General features: G+C 36.3%; 16 protein-coding genes. 7 read left to right on the plus strand and 9 right to left on the minus strand.

From position 1 onward, the window contains the following. Positions 1-127: 127 nt before the first annotated feature. Entirely contained in the window at positions 128-1,882 is a 1,755-nt protein-coding gene (locus tag C8N46_RS03570) for a M1 family metallopeptidase (protein WP_108113466.1), read from the minus strand. 139 nt (positions 1,883-2,021) lie between these two features. Here C8N46_RS03570 and C8N46_RS03575 point away from each other — a divergent pair, with 139 nt between their 5' ends. The 4 genes from C8N46_RS03575 to C8N46_RS03590 all read left to right on the plus strand — a co-directional run bounded on the left by C8N46_RS03575 (position 2,022) and on the right by C8N46_RS03590 (position 5,314). Further along, a complete protein-coding gene (locus C8N46_RS03575; protein WP_108113467.1) occupies positions 2,022-2,690 on the plus strand; it encodes an SCO family protein in 669 nt (222 codons plus the stop codon). Between the two features lie 100 nt (positions 2,691-2,790). Next, the gene (locus tag C8N46_RS03580; RefSeq protein WP_108113468.1) at positions 2,791-3,018 is read left to right on the plus strand and encodes a FeoA family protein; all 228 of its coding nucleotides are present in this window, start codon (positions 2,791-2,793) and stop codon (positions 3,016-3,018) included. Positions 3,019-3,030: 12 nt separating this feature from the next. Next, positions 3,031-5,187, plus strand: a complete 2,157-nt coding sequence (gene feoB / locus C8N46_RS03585) for a ferrous iron transport protein B (protein WP_108113469.1) — start codon at positions 3,031-3,033, stop codon at positions 5,185-5,187. Positions 5,188-5,191: 4 nt separating this feature from the next. After that, the gene (locus C8N46_RS03590; protein WP_108113470.1) at positions 5,192-5,314 is read left to right on the plus strand and encodes a FeoB-associated Cys-rich membrane protein; all 123 of its coding nucleotides are present in this window, start codon (positions 5,192-5,194) and stop codon (positions 5,312-5,314) included. Positions 5,315-5,332: 18 nt separating this feature from the next. Here C8N46_RS03590 and C8N46_RS03595 read toward each other — a convergent pair whose 3' ends face one another. The 7 genes from C8N46_RS03595 to C8N46_RS03625 form a co-directional block, all read right to left on the minus strand. Next, a complete protein-coding gene (locus C8N46_RS03595) occupies positions 5,333-5,980 on the minus strand; it encodes a hypothetical protein (protein WP_108113471.1) in 648 nt (215 codons plus the stop codon). Positions 5,981-6,387: 407 nt separating this feature from the next. Further along, positions 6,388-6,993 (minus strand): cysteine peptidase family C39 domain-containing protein, encoded by a 606-nt coding sequence (locus C8N46_RS03600; protein WP_158269071.1) that lies wholly within the window; start codon positions 6,991-6,993, stop codon positions 6,388-6,390. An 11-nt stretch (positions 6,994-7,004) separates the two neighbouring features. Beyond that, positions 7,005-8,399: a metal ABC transporter permease gene (locus tag C8N46_RS03605; RefSeq protein WP_108113473.1), complete on the minus strand. Its 1,395-nt coding sequence runs from the start codon at positions 8,397-8,399 to the stop codon at positions 7,005-7,007. Then, on the minus strand, positions 8,392-9,465 hold the full coding sequence (locus C8N46_RS03610) for a metal ABC transporter permease (protein ID WP_108113474.1): 1,074 nt from the start codon (positions 9,463-9,465) through the stop codon (positions 8,392-8,394). The genes C8N46_RS03605 and C8N46_RS03610 overlap by 8 nt, the downstream gene beginning before the upstream one ends. A gap of 76 nt (positions 9,466-9,541) precedes the next feature. After that, a complete protein-coding gene (locus tag C8N46_RS03615; RefSeq protein ID WP_108113475.1) occupies positions 9,542-10,279 on the minus strand; it encodes a metal ABC transporter ATP-binding protein in 738 nt (245 codons plus the stop codon). Positions 10,280-10,354: 75 nt separating this feature from the next. Next, the gene (locus C8N46_RS03620; protein ID WP_108113476.1) at positions 10,355-11,269 is read right to left on the minus strand and encodes a metal ABC transporter solute-binding protein, Zn/Mn family; all 915 of its coding nucleotides are present in this window, start codon (positions 11,267-11,269) and stop codon (positions 10,355-10,357) included. Positions 11,270-11,336: 67 nt separating this feature from the next. Next, entirely contained in the window at positions 11,337-12,002 is a 666-nt protein-coding gene (locus C8N46_RS03625) for a metal-dependent transcriptional regulator (protein WP_170110058.1), read from the minus strand. A gap of 103 nt (positions 12,003-12,105) precedes the next feature. Between C8N46_RS03625 and C8N46_RS03630 the strand changes: the two genes are divergently transcribed. Further along, positions 12,106-14,379 (plus strand): TonB-dependent receptor, encoded by a 2,274-nt coding sequence (locus C8N46_RS03630; RefSeq protein WP_108113478.1) that lies wholly within the window; start codon positions 12,106-12,108, stop codon positions 14,377-14,379. A 294-nt stretch (positions 14,380-14,673) separates the two neighbouring features. On the opposite strand, the gene C8N46_RS03635 is transcribed toward C8N46_RS03630, so the two are convergent. Beyond that, the gene (locus tag C8N46_RS03635; RefSeq protein ID WP_108113479.1) at positions 14,674-15,648 is read right to left on the minus strand and encodes a polyprenyl synthetase family protein; all 975 of its coding nucleotides are present in this window, start codon (positions 15,646-15,648) and stop codon (positions 14,674-14,676) included. 129 nt (positions 15,649-15,777) lie between these two features. Between C8N46_RS03635 and C8N46_RS03640 the strand changes: the two genes are divergently transcribed. Together C8N46_RS03640 and C8N46_RS03645 are read left to right on the plus strand one after the other, a co-directional pair. Next, a complete protein-coding gene (locus C8N46_RS03640) occupies positions 15,778-16,386 on the plus strand; it encodes a TetR/AcrR family transcriptional regulator (protein ID WP_108113480.1) in 609 nt (202 codons plus the stop codon). 1 nt (position 16,387) lies between these two features. Beyond that, positions 16,388-17,716 (plus strand): TolC family protein, encoded by a 1,329-nt coding sequence (locus C8N46_RS03645; RefSeq protein ID WP_108113481.1) that lies wholly within the window; start codon positions 16,388-16,390, stop codon positions 17,714-17,716. Positions 17,717-17,794: the final 78 nt, after the last annotated feature.

A 17,794-nucleotide genomic window follows, 5' to 3' on the forward strand; every position in this document is an offset into this window, starting at 1 on the left:
GGTTTTATGATTACTTAAAAAAGGCAGCAGCAAGCTAAAAAACAGATTTAACGATATTTACTGAATAATCAAGATATTCTTGTACAGGAGCTTTACTTTAAATGGTAGCTATAAGGATAAGAAATTATTATTTTTCTAACGTTAGTAAGGTGGTTTTGTTTGCAGTATTTTTGAGAGAAGATTGTTCCTCTAGTTCGGCAATAGCTTCAATATCAACACTAATAGTATTGTTTTTAGAAATGATGTCAAATTTTGGATCGAAGATGATGTCAGAGATTTCAAAATCTACAGCAACAGAAAATTCTTCACCGTTCATTACATTCTCTAAAGCTATGTACTTCTCTTCTCCGTTTGTTCCCATCACCAAAAACGGAACGTTCATTTCAAAGAAAGCTACTTTTTTACTGGATTGTGATTGATTCAAACGAATAATCAATTCATTTCTGTTTGCTTGATGCCAAGCTACATCATACATTGGATAGCCTTCACCATAAATCCAATCGTTAAAAAACTCCTGTAAATCTTGACCGCTTTCTTTTTCTAAATGAGCTTGTAAATGATTGGTGTTTGCAAATCCGTATGCCAATTCTTCATCATTTAAATAATTGCGAATCGATTTGAAGAAAATGTCGTCACCCAATTTTTGACGCAACATGTGTAATACCATGGCACCTTTGTTATAGGTCAATCGTGAACTGAAAATACGACCTATATTATCTAGTTTTTCATCTTTTATATATACTGAACCTGCTCTTGAAGTTGTGATATCTGCAATTTTTCCACGTTTCCAATTGGTGAAATCAGCTTCTCCGTCAAAATGATGTTCTACCAATCCAGACAAATAGGTTGCAAAACCTTCATTCAGCCAAATATGATTCCAAGAATCGCAGGTTACTTTATTTCCAAACCATTGGTGAGCCAATTCGTGCGCAATTAACGAGCGACTAAAATTCCCCATAAACGAAATGGTAGAATGCTCCATGCCGCCACCATATTCAAACTCTGCATGGCCATATTTTTCATCTTTATAAGGATATTCTCCAAGTAAATCTTGAAACAAATTCATAATTTCAACTGTCACTTGTGTGTATTCCTCAGCCTTATCTCTCGATTCTGGGTACACATAATTTACGATATCAAAACTATGTCCGTTAGCATCTACAGTTTGTGAAAACACTTCATAATCGGTTACCGCAATTCCAATTAAATACGTCGAAATTGGATAGTTGTGTTGCCAATGCGTCGTCATCATAGCTCCTTGTTGAGTTTCTGATATTACCATTCCGTTGGAAACAGCTTTGTACGCTGCAGGAGCCGTGATGATGACGTCAATTTGATCAATTTTATCGTTCAAATCTTGCTTACATGGCCACCATTCGCTAGAACCATACGGCTCAGATAACGTGTATAATGATGGTGTGTTGTTGTGTGTTGTTGTTACGAAACCATCACCGTCAGGGTTTTTGTTTGGAACACCTTCGTAAGCAATGGTAAATGTATAGGTTGAAGCTTCGCAAAAATCATTTTCGAATGAAATGGTAAGCTCGTTATTTTCGTGTGTAAAAGGTAATGTTGCATCTTCTGAAGTCACAGAAGCTACTTGTAAGTTATCCGACAAATCGAAAACGATGAAATCGGTATTTTCTGTAACACGAAGCTCTGTGGTAACTTTTCCTTTAATATAATGAATGGCAGGATCAACTTCTAGTTCAAGTTTATGAGATAATAAATCGTAAGAAGCTGTTTTTTCGTTTGCCTGAAAATCTTGAAGTTTAGCCGCCTTTGTGTACTCTCCTCTAGCCACATCAATCAACTCTTGATCTGTTTGGCTAAAAGCGACGAAGGTCCATAAAAAACCAATGGCAAGGATGGTTTTTCTCATAGTTAAGCTAGATTTGGGACTAACAATATAGGAATTTTTCCCTATGAAATTTTAAAATCGTAAATTTGCACCGTGTTTTTTCGACAAACACCCTAAATTTTATCGACGAACTGTAAATTTATCCGCTAAACAACACTCAATGATTTCATTTTTTAAAAAATATAAACTTTTCGTGATAGTAATGAGCTGTTTATCAGCGATTATCATGACCACTTTCTATTTTGCCTTGCGCGATGCAAAAGTGCTTCCTATATATCAACCTGAAAACTTTAATGTAGAATTGGTCGATCCGTCTATACAACACGTGCGAAAGTATCATACTATTAGCGATTTTAAATTAATCAATCAAAACGGCGATACCATCACGCAAGAAGATTATAAAGACAAAATTTACGTGGCGGATTTTTTCTTCACCACATGTCAAACCATTTGTCCAGTCATGACCAAAAACATGGCAACCATTCAAAAAGAAATTCTCAATGATGATGAAGTCATGCTGTTATCGCACACAGTAACACCCGAAATTGACACGGTGGCACAATTAAAACGATATGCGATTGAAAAAGGTGTCAACGATAAAAAATGGAATTTGGTAACAGGCGACAAAAAACAAATCTACGACTTGGCTCGAAAATCATATTTGGCGGTAAAATCTACTGGAGATGATAATTACGGCATGGTTCACACGGAAAATTTTATTCTAATCGACAAAGAAAAAAGAGTACGCGGTACGTATGATGGCACTAACGAAGAAGAAATAAAAGAGCTCCTAGAAGACATTAAAATTTTAAAAGCTTCCTACAAATAAAAGTCGTTTAAATCACTTCACAAAAAAAGCCATTGAAAGAAGTTTTCTAATTGAACTTTTTGGTGTATTTTTGCTTCTTTAAATTTAATCTAAATAAGAAGTGTCAACGATTGCCGATTTAAAAAAAGGAGAAAAAGCGATTATTCTCGATTTTCCTGTAGATAGTATTCCTCTTAAATTAATTGAAATGGGTTGCTTGCCTGGCAATGAAATTTCTTTGGTACAAACTACACTATTCAATGGTCCTTTATTTTTAACGATTAACGAAAGTAATATCGCCATCCGAAAAGACACTGCCGCAAAAATTCAAATTGAAAAAGTTTTGTAATCCCATCAGGTAATGAGTGATGCACCCATACAAGTAGCGTTAATAGGAAATCCGAATACCGGAAAAACATCGTTGTTCAATCATTTGACAGGATTGAACCAAAAAGTGGGGAATTATCCTGGAATTACAGTAGATAAGAAAACAGGAACGTGCAAATTATCGCCGACACAAAAAGCTACGATTTTAGATTTACCAGGAACGTATAGCTTAAATGCTTCTTCTGTAGATGAAAAAATTGCAATTGACATCTTGAACGATACTGATAACGAATTGCATCCTGATGTTGCTATTGTCGTTGCCGATGTGGAGCAATTAAAACGTAATTTGCTCATTTTTACACAAGTAAAAGATTTAGAAATTCCTACGATTCTAGTCATAAACATGGCAGATCGGATGCAATTGAAAGGAATTTCAGTAGATATTGAGCAATTAGAAGCCGATTTACAAACGAAAGTAGTCATCATCAGTTCCAAGCAAAAAACAGGAATTGACGATGTAAAAAAAGCCATTTTAGCGTACAAATCACTTTCTACAGAGCGTTGCATCTCGAAAGAAAAAATTAAACAAAATACCATTACCGATACTTCGTTGCTAACATCATTGTCGGCAAGTGAATTGAAAAAAGTACAACATCGGGAAACGATTGTACGCTATCAATTTATCAATGATGTGTTGAAAAAATCGTATGTGGTCGATCGTTCCAAAGCTTCGGACACACAAGCAAAACTCGATCGAATTTTTACACATAAAATTTTTGGATACGTCATTTTTGGACTTTTATTATTGCTAATTTTTCAAGTAATTTTTGAGTGGAGTTCAGTTCCAATGGAATTGATTGATGGCGCGTTTGGTTCGTTTGCCGAATGGACAAAGGAAGTGTTGCCGAAAGGCATGTTGACCAATTTACTCGCCGACGGAATCATTGCTGGTTTGGGCGGAATTGTCATTTTTATTCCGCAAATTGCCTTTCTATTTCTTTTTATTTCCATTTTAGAAGAAAGTGGCTATATGAGTCGCGTTGTATTTTTGATGGACAAAATCATGCGCCGATTCGGATTGAGCGGAAAAAGTATTGTTCCGTTAATTTCAGGAGCTGCCTGTGCCATTCCTGCTATCATGGCGACTCGAAATATTGAAAGTTGGAAAGAACGACTGATTACTATTTTAGTCACGCCATTTATTACGTGTTCAGCGCGTTTGCCTGTATATGCTATTTTAATTTCTCTCATTATTCCAAATGAGCGTGTATTTTGGTTTTTTAACTGGCAAGGAATTACATTGATGCTTTTATACCTTATCGGATTTGCCATTGCGTTGATTTCTGCCTTTATTTTACACAAAACACTCAAGATTCAAAGCAAATCGTATTTTGTGGTGGAATTGCCAAAATACAAAGTCCCGCTGGTAAAAAATGTAGCCTATACTGTGTTGGAAAAGACCAAAACGTTTGTGTTTGAGGCAGGAAAAATTATTTTAGCGATTTCGATTATTTTATGGGTGTTGGGTTCAGTTGGTGTGAACGATAAATTTCATAATGCAGAAACGATTGTGCAACAAGCCATTGAGAAAAATGGGTTTACTGAAATTCAAGAAATTGCACTAGAAAATAAAATTATTCGCTATACAGAGAGTGTACGTGAAGAAGCCGAAGCAGCAGGAAAAACAGTAAATGTTCAAGAAATGGATGCGGAAGTTGCGGAAAAAATACCAGAGTTTAGAGAAGCTGTGATTGAAGATGAAATTGAAGGTATGCGCTTGGAAAATTCTATCCTTGGTGTGATTGGAAAAACCATAGAACCTGTGATACAACCTTTGGGTTACGACTGGAAAATAGGCATTGCACTCGTAAGTTCATTTGCAGCGCGTGAAGTATTTATAGGAACTTTGGCAACTATTTATAGTGTAGGCAGCGAAGGCGATGATGAAGCAGGAAATACCATCAAAGCGAAAATGCAAGCGGAAGTACACGCCAGTAGCGGAAAAAAGGTATTCAACTTTGCTTCTGGAATTTCACTTTTATTATTTTATGCCTTTGCGATGCAATGCATGAGTACGTTGGCAATTGTAAAACGAGAAACCAAAGGCTGGAAATGGCCAATGGTGCAATTATTCTCCATGACGATTATTGCGTATGTAGCGGCGTTGATAGCCTATCAATTTTTAAAATAAACAAATGATTCAAAAAATACTTGTCGGCATCTTATTTTTAGCAGCGATAGGATTTATCGTAAAGAAGTTTTTTTGGAAAAAGAACACCGCAAAAGCTTGCGGAGAAGACAATTGCGGTTGTTCGTAAATATTGTATGTATTATTCTTAAAAATAATAACTCAATCCGAAGAATAAATTTGTTGAATTTAAAGAAAGACCAAAATTATTAAAGTCCGTTTCTGTTCCTGTAGCTTCATCATCAACATTAGAAGAAGTATATCCTAAATCACCAAAAGTTGCTTCCAATCCAAAATTATCACTCAACATAAATACAATTCCTGGTCGCACACCTACAAAAAAGGTATTTGTTTTTCTAGGGTTGGCATTATCTACTTCTGCTTTAGAGTGTCTGTAACGCGTTTCTCCTTGCAAGAAAAAACCAAATCGTTTGCCTACACCTTTGTAATAACGCACGAAAGGAAATATCGAAAATGAATTGGTAGTATTTTCACCGGCGTCCATTCCGTTTAATTCAATATCTCTGCTATTGAATCCAATTCCTGCGCCCAATCCTAAAAAAAGATTGTCGCTCACCGCATAACTATACGAGGGATTGAAGGATATGCCAAAATTTTTAATCTCTTGGTTTTGTGTTGGAGCTTCCACATCTGTATTGCCTGTAGTAAGGGAGAAATTGATATTGAGAAACTGAGTTCCTTTAGCAAAATTGAGCGTGCTTGAAGCAGTATCGTCATTTTGTGCGTGCAAACACATCATAGCAAATACACATGCGAAAAATGTAATTTTTTTCATAACTAATCGATTTTATAATTTATAGGTTTCAAAACTACTGAACAGAAATTAAAACACCGTAGATTTAACACATTTTTACTAAACGTGATAAAAACTAAATATCGACGAATTGAGGTGAGGAAAATATAAGGCATAAAAAAAGAGAGTGTTAAGCCTCACTCTCTTTCCTTAACAAACAGTTGCTGTTAATTAATGTCTTAAGTTAAAACAACTAAATGATTTCTAAAATTACTCATTACGAATGTACGTTCTTTATGTATGCGATGATTAATATTTAGGTTAATGCACAAAGTTCATCGATAAATGTACTTTTTTATTCGATAAACGGTAATAGTTATTTTTTATAAGTAACTGAAAACCAATTAGCTAACATTTGTTAGTTGTTTTCTTTCAAAAAAAGAAAGAAGTCATCTTTCGTAAGCATCTTTTTGAGAAGTTGATTTCTCTTTTTTATTTTTTTCAATTCTACTTTGCGTAAGCACTTTAATTTTAGTTCTTGCATCAAAAAAGGCTTCTGTGGTCTCCATTAATAACGCATATCCTTCTTGCAAATTTGAAGTAGAGTCTTTTACAATCCAGTGTGGTAGAAATTCCTCTTTTGTATATGTCATGTAACCTTTTGCAGGATCAGCTATCCAAATAGAATCTTTATCCATGTTATAAACGACAACAAAATGATTTCCGTCCCAATGCAACATGGCAGGATACGGCACTTCATCTAACAACAACTGGTAATCAATTTTAACCGCTAAATTGTATAATCCTATGAGTTCGGCAGCATCTGCAATATTTCCCATAGAAGTTCCTTCGTACGGTTTCATTTGAGAAATAAGCGCCAATGTTTCAATACTATAATCGCTCCCAAAAAAGTCACTAATCATTTTTAAACATGCAGGACCGCATTCTGATGGTGTTTTTTGTAAATACAAAGGAAACTCTGGTTTTTCCTTTTGAGCTGTTTTGCAAGCAGAAAACAGTAATAGTACGCAAAGTAATTTCAATGTAAATTTCATAGTAAACATTATTATCCTCGAAACAAAAAGAAATCATCTTTCATTTCTTCAATTTCTGTGTCTTTATTTGTGATGATATAATCGATGGCTTTTTCGGTAAAATCGGCACCTTTTTCAGTTAATGAAATGATATTATCAGCAGAAACGGTCACCATGTTATTCTTCTTTGCCAAATCCACAATGGATTGCGAGCGCAAGCGTTGCCAATTGATATGTTCGTTCAAATGTTTTACATGACGTTCACTTTCTTCAGCATGATTTCGAATGTGCAATAAAAACACCAACAACATGATTTCAGTTTTTTGCTGTCGCACTTTGTAATATCCATAAATTAACCCTCTTTTCGGTAAAATATAGATTAAGAATGCTGCCATAACAACTGCAATTCCCAAAATGTATACATAATCTAAAAAGACAAATTTTGAAAAGATATACGTAAGCTTTTCACCCAACTGATAACCTTCAAAACTAACACCACCTAAGATTGCAGCATCGTAATATTGATACAATACCATTCCAATTCCAACAATACTACTCACTATAATAGACGTAATAATCGGTTCGTATACCAACAAGAAAAGAATGGCCAAAACAGTGGTCATAGAACCTGAAATAGACGCATCTAAAATATGTGCCAACCAAAACCCTGCAATGGAAGCTACCACGCCAAAAAAGCAGGAAAGTAAAAGCATTCTCTTTAAATCTTTGGTAAATAAATATGCGGTTGCTGCAGGAGCAATCATCAAAGCGACGACCAAAATTGGACCTACGGCATCAAAAGCACCCACAATGGTGACGGAAGAAACCGTCATCAATCCGTAATGCATGATTACTGGCGAAAATCCAAGTGCCGCTGCCAAACCAGCATCAAACGTACTTACTTTTAATTCTTTAAAAAAGGCAATCAACAATGTCAAGGTTACCAACAAAATGATTCCAATTACCCAAATGGCTTTGGGACCTAAATTGATACACGAATCGGCAATACCTTCTTGACAATTGATAAGTAACGGATCAAATGGTGCTAGACTCAAATCCCCAACCATTACCGAATCAATATCTAAATGAACGTCATTAGCATTTTTGGAAATAAGAATGACGCCAATACTAAACAACGCAGGAAACACGAGTCCAATAGCAGTATCTTCTTTGACCAAGCCTGTTTTTTGAATGAATTCGACCAAAATGACGGTAACAATTCCTGTCAACGCTGCTAAAAAAATCAACAACGGAGACGACGTATCTTCCACAATAAAAAATCCAATCACAATTCCCAACAGGATAGAATGACTGATAGCATCACTGATGAGCGACATTTTACGCAACACCAAAAACGTTCCTGGAATGGCGCAGGCAATGGCAACGAGCGTGACAATAATTTGTATGGAGATTTGCGCGCTATTCATGTGAGTTTTCTACTTGTTGATTGTATAAATTGGCAGCAGTCATAAAGCCTTTTTGCGTCATTGACCATTGTTGTCCGTCGATTTCTACATAATTCAAATCGACGAGTTTTTGCAGCGAACGTTTCGAAAATCCTTGAAAACCATTTAAAATTTTGATGGCGTGCGGATGCGAAATATTTTCATGCGTTTTGGCAATTCCGTACATGAATGCTAAGGTTTTTTGCATTTTGATGTCGTTTCTATTTTTTCGGAAGCGGATTTCTCTAAATAATAAGCCTCTTTTGGGTGAAAATATAAACGAAAGCAACACAATTCCCGCAGCAACCAACACTATCACTGGACCTGTAGAAAGATTTCCAGAAACCGAACTGATTCCTGTACCGACAACTCCTGAAAACGACCCAAAAATAGCTGCTAAAATGACCATTTTTTCCAAACTATTTGTCCATTGTCGCGCTGCTGCTGCTGGCGCTAGCAATATTGCACTCATCAAAATAACACCAACGGTTTGCAAACCTAATACGATTGTGATGACAATAAAGGTGGTGATTAAAATGTCGATAAAACGTGTGTTGAAACCAAGCGTTTTGGTGTAATCTTCGTCAAAAAGTAAAATTTTAAATTCCTTCCAAAAAATGAGTAAAATCAACAGTGCAATGCCTGCAACGATGGCAATGAGCCAAACGTCTTTTTCTAACAATGTCGCTGCCTGACCGAATAAATACGTGTCTAATCCAGCTTGACTGGCATTGGGTTGTTTTTGAATAAAGGTTAAGAGCAACATTCCAAATCCGAAAAATAACGACAGCGTTAAGCCCAAAGCAGTATCCGATTTTAAGTGTGTTTTTTTCGTAATGCTTCGTATCCAAAACGTTCCAACCAATCCACTAATTAATGCGCCCAACAAAAATAAATTACTGTCTTTAACACCTGTGATGAGAAACGCAATCGCAATTCCTGGCAATGCAGCATGCGAAATGGCATCGCCCAAGAGACTTTGTTTTCGCAATACGGCGAAACTTCCCAACATGCCACAGATAGCTCCCAAAATGGCAGTTCCCAACATCACGATTCGTGCAGTATAATTGGAGAAAATAAGTTCTATGTAATCTTGAAAGTCGATGGTTGTTTAGTTTAGAGAATTATTCTTGCACACTTACTTTATAGTTAATTCCGTAGGTTTTGGTCAAATTGTCATCGTTGAAGATATCTTTTACAGGACCTGTCGCGATTTTTTTCACGTTGAGAAACGTTACCCAATCAAAATATTCGGGAACAGTTTGCAAATCGTGATGCACGACTACTACTGTTTTCCCTGCTTTTCGGAGTTCTTTTAAAATATTGATGATGGCTTTTTCTGTAGTCGCATCCACACCTTGAAACGGTTCGTCCATAAAGTAAATAGTAGCATTTTGCACCAAAGCTCTGGCTAAGAAAATTCGCTGTTGCTGTCCGCCCGAAAGCTGACTAATTTGTCGATTTTTAAAAGGCAACATTCCCACTTTTTCCAAAGCTTCTAAGGCAGCTTTCTTTTCTTTTTGTCCTGGACGTTTTATCCAGCCAAGACTTCCGTACGTTCCCATCATCACCACATCCAAGGCAGTCGTTGGAAAATCCCAATCAACACTCCCTTTTTGTGGCACATATGCTACTAATGAACGTTGTTTTGCGTACGATTTTCCAAAAACAGAAACCGTTCCCGCAATTGGTTTGATGATGCCCAAAATGGCTTTTATCAACGTAGATTTTCCTGCGCCGTTTGGCCCCACAATACACATCAATACACCTTCTGGAATTGCCAAATCAATATCCCAAAGTACTGGTTTATAATTGTAAGCAACCGTAAGGTCATCTACTGTGATTGCGTATTTTTCTTCCATTATTTTTTAGGTGTTGGGTTTTAGGTTTTAGGTTTTCTTTGAAAAATCTCAATACTCAATTCTCCTAACTCACTATTATTTCAGCGCTTCCACAATCGTTTTTACATTGTATCGATACATTCCAACATACGTTCCTTCTTTGGTTCCTGCATCGCCGAGCGCATCTGAATATAGTGTTCCGCCAATTGCAACTTCATGTCCGCTCGCTTTTACGGATGCTTGTAATGCTTCAATGGTTCGTTTTGGCACGGAGCTTTCTACGAAAATGGCTTTGACATTGTTCTCTATAATAAATGTAGCTAATTTTTGTACATCTTGTACGCCAGCCTCTGTCGCTGTTGATAATCCTTGTAAACCAACGACTTCGAAATTGTGTAGCTTTCCGAAGTAATTAAATGCATCGTGTGCCGTAACTAAAATTCGTTTTTCTATTGGCAATACAGTAATTTCATCTGAAATTTCAGCAGCAAGCGTATCAAGTTTTGCTAGATAGACCTGTCCGTTTTTCTCAAAAGTTGCTGCATTTTTAGCGTCTATTTTTTTGAGTTCGTCAATGACAAATTGCGTTGCTTGTTTCCAATAACCGATATGAAACCAAATGTGCGGATCGTAACTTGAAGCAAAATATTCCGAGCCAATCAAACCGCTTTTATCAATAGCATTTGCTACGGCGATGGTTTGTTTTTGTTGCTTGCGCATTTTTTCAAAAACATCTTCCAGTTTTCCTTCCAAATGCAATCCGTTGTAAATAATCACATCGGCGTTAAAAAGTTTGCTCACATCGCCTTCACTCGCTTTGTACAAATGCGGATCCACACCACTTCCCATCAAGCCTTTTACCTCTACAACATCGCCGCCAATATTTTTAACCATATCGGTAATCATGGTCGTCGTAGTGACAATTTGCAGTTTTCCATTTTGCTTTTTGGTTGCTGTAGTGCAACTTGTTACAATGCTTACAAGAAAAAGTATATATATGTATTTTTTCATTTGTTTGGGTGTTGGGTTTTAGGTGTTGGTTTTTTTCACTGACAATTGACAACTGATAACAAAACTTCTACGCTTCTGGACTCAATTTCACATAAATATTATTCGCGATTTGTTGTGAAATCATAAATTCTTCTTTTTTGATGCGAATTTTCATGGAATTGTCAAACGGCTCTTTGTCTAATACTTTTATTTTTTTGCCTAATGCAATTCCTTGCTTGTCTAAATATTTTAAGAATGAGGACGAAGAATCTTTTACGCCGACAATTATTCCTCTATCATTTTTATTAAGCGTAATTAAAAGTTTACCCAATTTATTGGAAACGTTTCCGTCTTTGTCTGGAATTGGATCGCCATGCGGATCGTGCTTTGGAAATCCTAAAAACGCGTCTAACTCATTGATAAGTTTTTCAGATTTTATATGCTCCAACTGCTCGGCAACATCATGCACTTCATCCCAAGTAAAATTGAGTTTTTCCACCAAAAAGACTTCCCACAAACGATGTTTTCTAATGATATTGGCAGCGACCAACGTTCCTTTTTCCGTCAATTCAGAACCTTTGTAACGCTTGTAATGCACTAAGCCTTTTTCAGATAATTTTTTAATCATATCTGTCACAGAAGAAGCTTTGGTATTCATTTGTTCTGCAATCGCATTTGTGCTAATTCCACCATCGTGAACGTCGCCTAAATGATAGATAGCTTTTAGATAATTTTCTTCTGAAAGTGTCATCATAATTTTGTACTTAACTATGCAAATATACAATTTTTACTTTTATGTAATTAAATTTTTAGTCTAAGCTAAAAATAAAATATATCTTTGCTAAAAATTTATTGAAATGAATCTCAAAGTTTGTGTTATAACATGCTTATTTTTCTTTGCAGGATTTTCTCAAAGTGTTGAAATTAAAGGTATTGTCACGCAAAAAAACAATCCCATTCCATTTGTAAATGTGTATGTAAAAAGCCAAAACAAAGGAACAATGACGGATGAAAATGGGCAGTATTCTTTCAATATACAAAGCGGAACATATACGCTAATTGTTCAATCCATCGGTTATAAAACTATAGAAAGAAAAGTTACGGTTACAGATGAAAGCTTGACTATTAATTTTAATTTAGAAGAAGATCCACTCGGATTGGATCAAGTAGTCGTTTCGGCAACTCGAACTGCTTTGAACCGACGAGAAGCACCTGTTTTAGTAACTGTGACCAACGCTGAATCTTTACAAAAAGTACAAGCTACCACACTGTTTGAAGGCTTGAATTTTCAACCTGGACTGCGTACCGAAGTCAATTGTCAAAATTGCGGGTTTAGTCAAATTAGAATCAATGGTTTGGATGGTGCGTATTCACAGATTTTAGTCAACAGTCGTCCCGTTTTTGGTTCGTTGAACGGAATTTACGGTTTGGAGCAAATTCCAACAAACATGATTGAACAAATTGAAGTCACGCGCGGTGGTGGTTCTGCTATTTTTGGCTCGAATGCGATTGCAGGAACTATCAATATTATTACCAAAGACCCAATAGAAAACCTGTTTCAAGTCGCTTCAAAAATTGGGCTGATTGACGGCGAACGTACCGATGCGGTGACGACGTTTAATTCTACGTTTGTTTCTGATGATTTAGATAAAGGAATTACCTTTTTTGGCATGTACCGCAATCGTGAAGGCTATGATGCTAATGATGATAGTTTTACAGAAATCACCAAACTGCGCAACCTAAATTTTGGCTTCAAGTCGTTTTATAATTTTGATTTTAGACGAAAGCTTACGCTAGATTTTAATACGTCTCACGAATATCGTCGCGGTGGTGATTTGTTAGATAAATCGCCTTTAGTTACTAATATAGCGGAAGAAATTACGAGTACTATTGTCGGTGGCGGATTGACCTTTGACTATTTTTCAGAGAATTATTTGCAAAAGTTTTCTACTTATGGAAATATGCAACATACACATTCAGACAATTATTACGGCACAAACCAAGACCCGAATGGTTTTGGTGTTACCAAAGATTTTGTCACTGTGGCTGGAGTTCAGCATACTGCAAAGTTTACCGACTTTTTTAACGGAGCGATGGACTTGACTTCAGGTGTGGAACATCGTTTTAATCGCATTACAGAGCGCAGGGAAAATCCGTTGGTCATTCCTATCACACAAAACACGAATACACTTGGAATTTACACACAACTCGACTGGAAAGTTTTAGAAAATTTAAAACTATTGACAGGCGTACGCGGAGAATTGTTTACTTCAAATTTGACCGATGAATCGCTTTTTATTGTGAATCCGCGCGTAAGCGTTTTATACAATATCACCAAAACCATTAGCTTTCGAACTGGCTATTCGCAAGGATTTAGAGCACCGCAATTTTATTCGGAAGATGTGCATTCGGAGATTATTACGGGCGAAGTGCGTCGTGTGCGTTTGTCAGATGATTTGAAAGAAGAGTTATCGCATAGTTTTATTGGTTCGTTAGAATATTCACATCAGCATGAAGATCATCAATTGGTATTGACTTTGGAAGGTTTTTACACCACAATCAACAATCCGTTTGTGTATGAAGCGCGTGGCGAAGTTGGTGGTTTGGAGATTAAAGAAAAGATTAACGGCGATAATGCCATTGTGAATGGTTTTAATGTGGAAGCGCGTTACAGTCCAAATCCGAAGTTTTTAATTCAGTTGGGCGGAACCTTTCAGAACAGTTATTTTGAAAAATCGTACGCGCCAGAACAAGGAATTGTAACGAATAAAATTACGCGAACGCCCAATGTATATGGAAATATGCTATGTAATTATTCTCCCAATGAGCGTTGGGATTTTAATGTAAGCGGAATTTACACGGGCAGAATGTTTGTACCACATGTAGCAGGTTTTATTCCAGAAACTGTCTTGGAAGAAACGCCTGATTTACTCGAAATTGGATTCAATGCAAGCAAGACTTTTGCGATTTCAGATAATTATAACTTGGAAATTAATGGTGGTGTAAAAAATATTTTCAACGCGTACCAAGATGATTTTGATAAAACTATTGACCGAGATCCAAACTACATTTACGGCCCTGCACAACCGAGAACAATTTTTGTGGGATTGCGTTTTGGAAGTGGATTTTGATTTGTTTGGTTGTTGGTTGCTAGTTGCTGGTTGTTAGCTTTTTTTGATTTGTTTATTCATTGTTTATTATCAAGTCGCTGTTCACAACGTCTGTTCGAGTGATTTTTGCAATGAAATGAAGAAAATTGTATCGAGAACTACTTGGGAATTCAAAGTGCTTCTCGATACAAATTTGTTGCACAAATTCACTCGAAGTGACGATTTCAGTAATTATAGTTAAGGTCTCATAACAGTAAGAAAAAATCTCACTACAAAACCCAAAAGCGAAGCGACCGAACACCCAAAACCCAACACCTATACTGTTCTATTCATCAAATATTCTCCAAAAGCTTGTAATTGCTGCTTTTCGGAATCGCCTACATTCAAAGTTTCTAGCAGTTTAAAAGCCTTTTGTGTATAGTTTGAAATCGCATTTTTCATTATTTCAGGAATGCCTGCTTTGTCGAAAATTGCCTTTACTGTTGCTACTTTTTCTGCGGGATTTGCTGATTTTTCAGAGAACAATTGTACCAACTTTTCCTTGTCTTCTTGCGAACTATTTTCGAGTGCTTTTAAATATAAATAGGTTTTTTTATTTTCGATAATATCACCGCCAACTTGCTTTCCAAACGTTTCCGGATTGCCATACGCATCCAAATAATCATCTTGCAATTGAAAGGCTATTCCCAAAAAACGTCCAAAATCATAAATAACTGCTGCATCTTTTTCGCTCGTTTCTGCAATGATAGCGCCCATTTTCATCGCTGCGCCAACCAAAACAGCGGTTTTATATTCAATCATTTTTAAATATTCGGGAATCGTCACATCGCTTCGCGTTTCAAAATCGACATCGTATTGCTGACCTTCACATACTTCAATTGCCGTTTTGCTAAACAATTCTGCCAAGGCTTTAAAAATTGAACCCTCGTAATTTTCAAACAATTGATAGGCCAAAATCAGCATTGCATCGCCCGACAAAATTCCCGTATTGATATCCCACTTTTCATGTACGGTGGCTTTGCCTCTTCGCAGCGGTGCTTGGTCCATAATATCATCATGTACCAACGAAAAGTTGTGAAAAACTTCTACTGCCAGTGCCGCATCTAAGGCTTTTTTATGAGAAGTTCCGAAAATTTCTGCGGTCATTAAGGTCAACACAGGACGCAGGCGTTTTCCGCCCAATTGGAGAATGTACACAATTGGCTCATAGAGGTTTTTGGGTTCAGCTAACACTACTTTTTCATCTAAATACTGTATAAAGGTTTCTCTGTACTGAGCAATTTGTATCATTTATAAAAAATTTATGTAAAAATACCATATTTCAGAATTATGCAAATTAAAATCATTTGTTAAATAATTGTAAAAACTTAGGAAACTTTTTTGGTTTTTAAAGTTTCCATTCTATTTTTGTTGTTACTTATGAAAGAGAAAATTAAAAATACAGCCACAGAATTGTTCTTAAACCTAGGGTTTAAGAGTGTAACCATGGACGATATTGCGCACGAAATGGGCATTTCGAAAAAGACGATTTACACGCATTTCAACAATAAAACTGCGCTGGTAAGTGAAGTGACGAGTTCTTTATTTTGTGCAATTAGTGAAGGAATTGATGTGATTTGTTCCGTTGAAAAGAATTCGATTGAAGAATTGTACGAAATTAAACGCTTTGTATTGGAGCATTTAAAAAATGAAAAAACATCACCGTTGTATCAGCTCCAAAAGTACTATCCAAAAATTTATGCAACCTTAAAGAAAAGACAACTGGAGTTGATGCAAGATTGTGTAGTGGAGAATTTAACTCGCGGTGTCAATTCGGGAATGTATCGTGAAAATATCAATGTCGATTTTGTATCGCGCATTTACTTTGTAGGCGTTGTAGGCATTAAAGATAACGACCTATTTCCTACCAACAAGTTTCCAATGGATGTGCTAATGGATGAATTTTTAGAATACCACTTACGTGGAATTTGCACTCCGAAAGGACTCGAAACTTTAGAAAAATGTATAACAACAAACCAATTATCATAACATGCGTAAGCAACTCATAGTACTCTTTAGTTTATGTTTTCTGAGCATCGGACTTTCTCAGAATCAAGATATCCCCGAAAGTTTTTCCCTAGATGAAGCCATTTTGTACGCACTAGAAAATAACAGAACCGCCAAAAATGCGGTGCGTGATATTAGTGCGGCTGAAAAACAAAAATGGGAAACCACCGCAACAGGATTACCACAATTAAACGGTAATATCGATTATTTATACAACATTAAACAGCAGTTTGAAGGTGCTGTCGATTTTGACCAAAACGGATTTATTGATTTTGGTGCCAGACAGTCTGTAACTGCCACAGCACGGTTATCACAACTTGTTTTTGACGGTTCGTATTTGGTCGGATTGCAATCGGCAAAAGTCTTTTTAGAGATTTCTAAAAATGCTAAAGAAAAAACCGATTTGGAAATTCGTCAAGCGGTGATTAATGCGTATGGAAATGTTTTGTTAGCAGAAGAAAGTGTGGCTATTTTAGAACGAAATAAAGTCACGCTCGAAAAAAATCTCAACGAAACTCGAAAAATTTATGAAAACGGATTGACCGAAGAGGAAGATGTAGAACAGCTAGAAATTACCCTAGCAAGCATTGTGAGCAATTTGCGCAATATGGAGCGTCTTCGCGATTTGGCGTATCAGATGTTTAATATTACGTTGGGAATTGATGTGAATACCAAAACTACGCTTACAGATACCTTACCGACATTGACTTTTCAAAATATTACGCCATCACTTTTAGAAGCGGATGAAGATATTACAAAAACCATTGATTATCGTATTGCTGCAAACGATACACGCTCTAAAGAATTGTTGGTAAAACTAGAAAAAAGCAAAGCGTTGCCTTCGTTGAGTGGATTTTTATCAGGTTCGTATTTAGGAAACGGAGAAGATTTTGAGTTTTTCACAAACAATCAAACGTGGCTGGGAATTGCCTCTTTTGGATTCAGTTTGAAAATTCCGATTTTCAGTTCGTTACAACGAAGTGCTTCCACGCAACGTGCAAAAATCAACTTAGAAAAATCGCAAGATGATTTGATTGAAGTAGAACAGCAATTAAAATTTCAAATTGCTTCTGCTAAAAGCGATTATCAATTAGCCATTGAAGAATATGAAACTGCAAAGAAAAATTTGAACCTTTCAGAACGTATTGAAAAGAAAAATCAAGTGAAGTTTTTTGAAGGTGTTGGTTCAAGTTTTGAATTGCGCCAAGCACAAACTCAATTATACACGGCTCAGCAAGAATATTTACAAGCCATGCTGGACGTAATTACAAAAAAAGCAGCCTTAGAAACTATTTTGAATACAACGAATTAATCTAAAGAAGTTATTGAGTCTTTGAGTAGTTGAGCACAAACACTCAAAGACCAAAACACTCATCAACTAATAAACTAA

The sequence above is a fragment of the Kordia periserrulae genome, from assembly GCF_003054265.1.
In the GTDB taxonomy this organism is placed as follows: Bacteria; Bacteroidota; Bacteroidia; order Flavobacteriales; family Flavobacteriaceae; genus Kordia; species Kordia periserrulae.

What these genes read in the sequence shown, in the direction of transcription:
- C8N46_RS03620 (WP_108113476.1), bottom strand. Translation starts at nt 11,269, where the DNA reads ATGAAAAAATACATATATATACTTTTTCTTGTAAGCATTGTAACAAGT.
- C8N46_RS03635 (WP_108113479.1), bottom strand. Translation starts at nt 15,648, where the DNA reads ATGATACAAATTGCTCAGTACAGAGAAACCTTTATACAGTATTTAGAT.
- C8N46_RS03575 (WP_108113467.1), top strand. Translation starts at nt 2,022, where the DNA reads ATGATTTCATTTTTTAAAAAATATAAACTTTTCGTGATAGTAATGAGC.
- C8N46_RS03625 (WP_170110058.1), bottom strand. Translation starts at nt 12,002, where the DNA reads ATGATGACACTTTCAGAAGAAAATTATCTAAAAGCTATCTATCATTTA.
- C8N46_RS03570 (WP_108113466.1), bottom strand. Translation starts at nt 1,882, where the DNA reads ATGAGAAAAACCATCCTTGCCATTGGTTTTTTATGGACCTTCGTCGCT.
- C8N46_RS03615 (WP_108113475.1), bottom strand. Translation starts at nt 10,279, where the DNA reads ATGGAAGAAAAATACGCAATCACAGTAGATGACCTTACGGTTGCTTAC.
- C8N46_RS03595 (WP_108113471.1), bottom strand. Translation starts at nt 5,980, where the DNA reads ATGAAAAAAATTACATTTTTCGCATGTGTATTTGCTATGATGTGTTTG.
- C8N46_RS03590 (WP_108113470.1), top strand. Translation starts at nt 5,192, where the DNA reads ATGATTCAAAAAATACTTGTCGGCATCTTATTTTTAGCAGCGATAGGA.
- C8N46_RS03640 (WP_108113480.1), top strand. Translation starts at nt 15,778, where the DNA reads ATGAAAGAGAAAATTAAAAATACAGCCACAGAATTGTTCTTAAACCTA.
- C8N46_RS03630 (WP_108113478.1), top strand. Translation starts at nt 12,106, where the DNA reads ATGAATCTCAAAGTTTGTGTTATAACATGCTTATTTTTCTTTGCAGGA.
- feoB (WP_108113469.1), top strand. Translation starts at nt 3,031, where the DNA reads ATGAGTGATGCACCCATACAAGTAGCGTTAATAGGAAATCCGAATACC.
- C8N46_RS03600 (WP_158269071.1), bottom strand. Translation starts at nt 6,993, where the DNA reads ATGAAATTTACATTGAAATTACTTTGCGTACTATTACTGTTTTCTGCT.
- C8N46_RS03605 (WP_108113473.1), bottom strand. Translation starts at nt 8,399, where the DNA reads ATGAATAGCGCGCAAATCTCCATACAAATTATTGTCACGCTCGTTGCC.
- C8N46_RS03610 (WP_108113474.1), bottom strand. Translation starts at nt 9,465, where the DNA reads ATGTTGGGAACTGCCATTTTGGGAGCTATCTGTGGCATGTTGGGAAGT.
- C8N46_RS03645 (WP_108113481.1), top strand. Translation starts at nt 16,388, where the DNA reads ATGCGTAAGCAACTCATAGTACTCTTTAGTTTATGTTTTCTGAGCATC.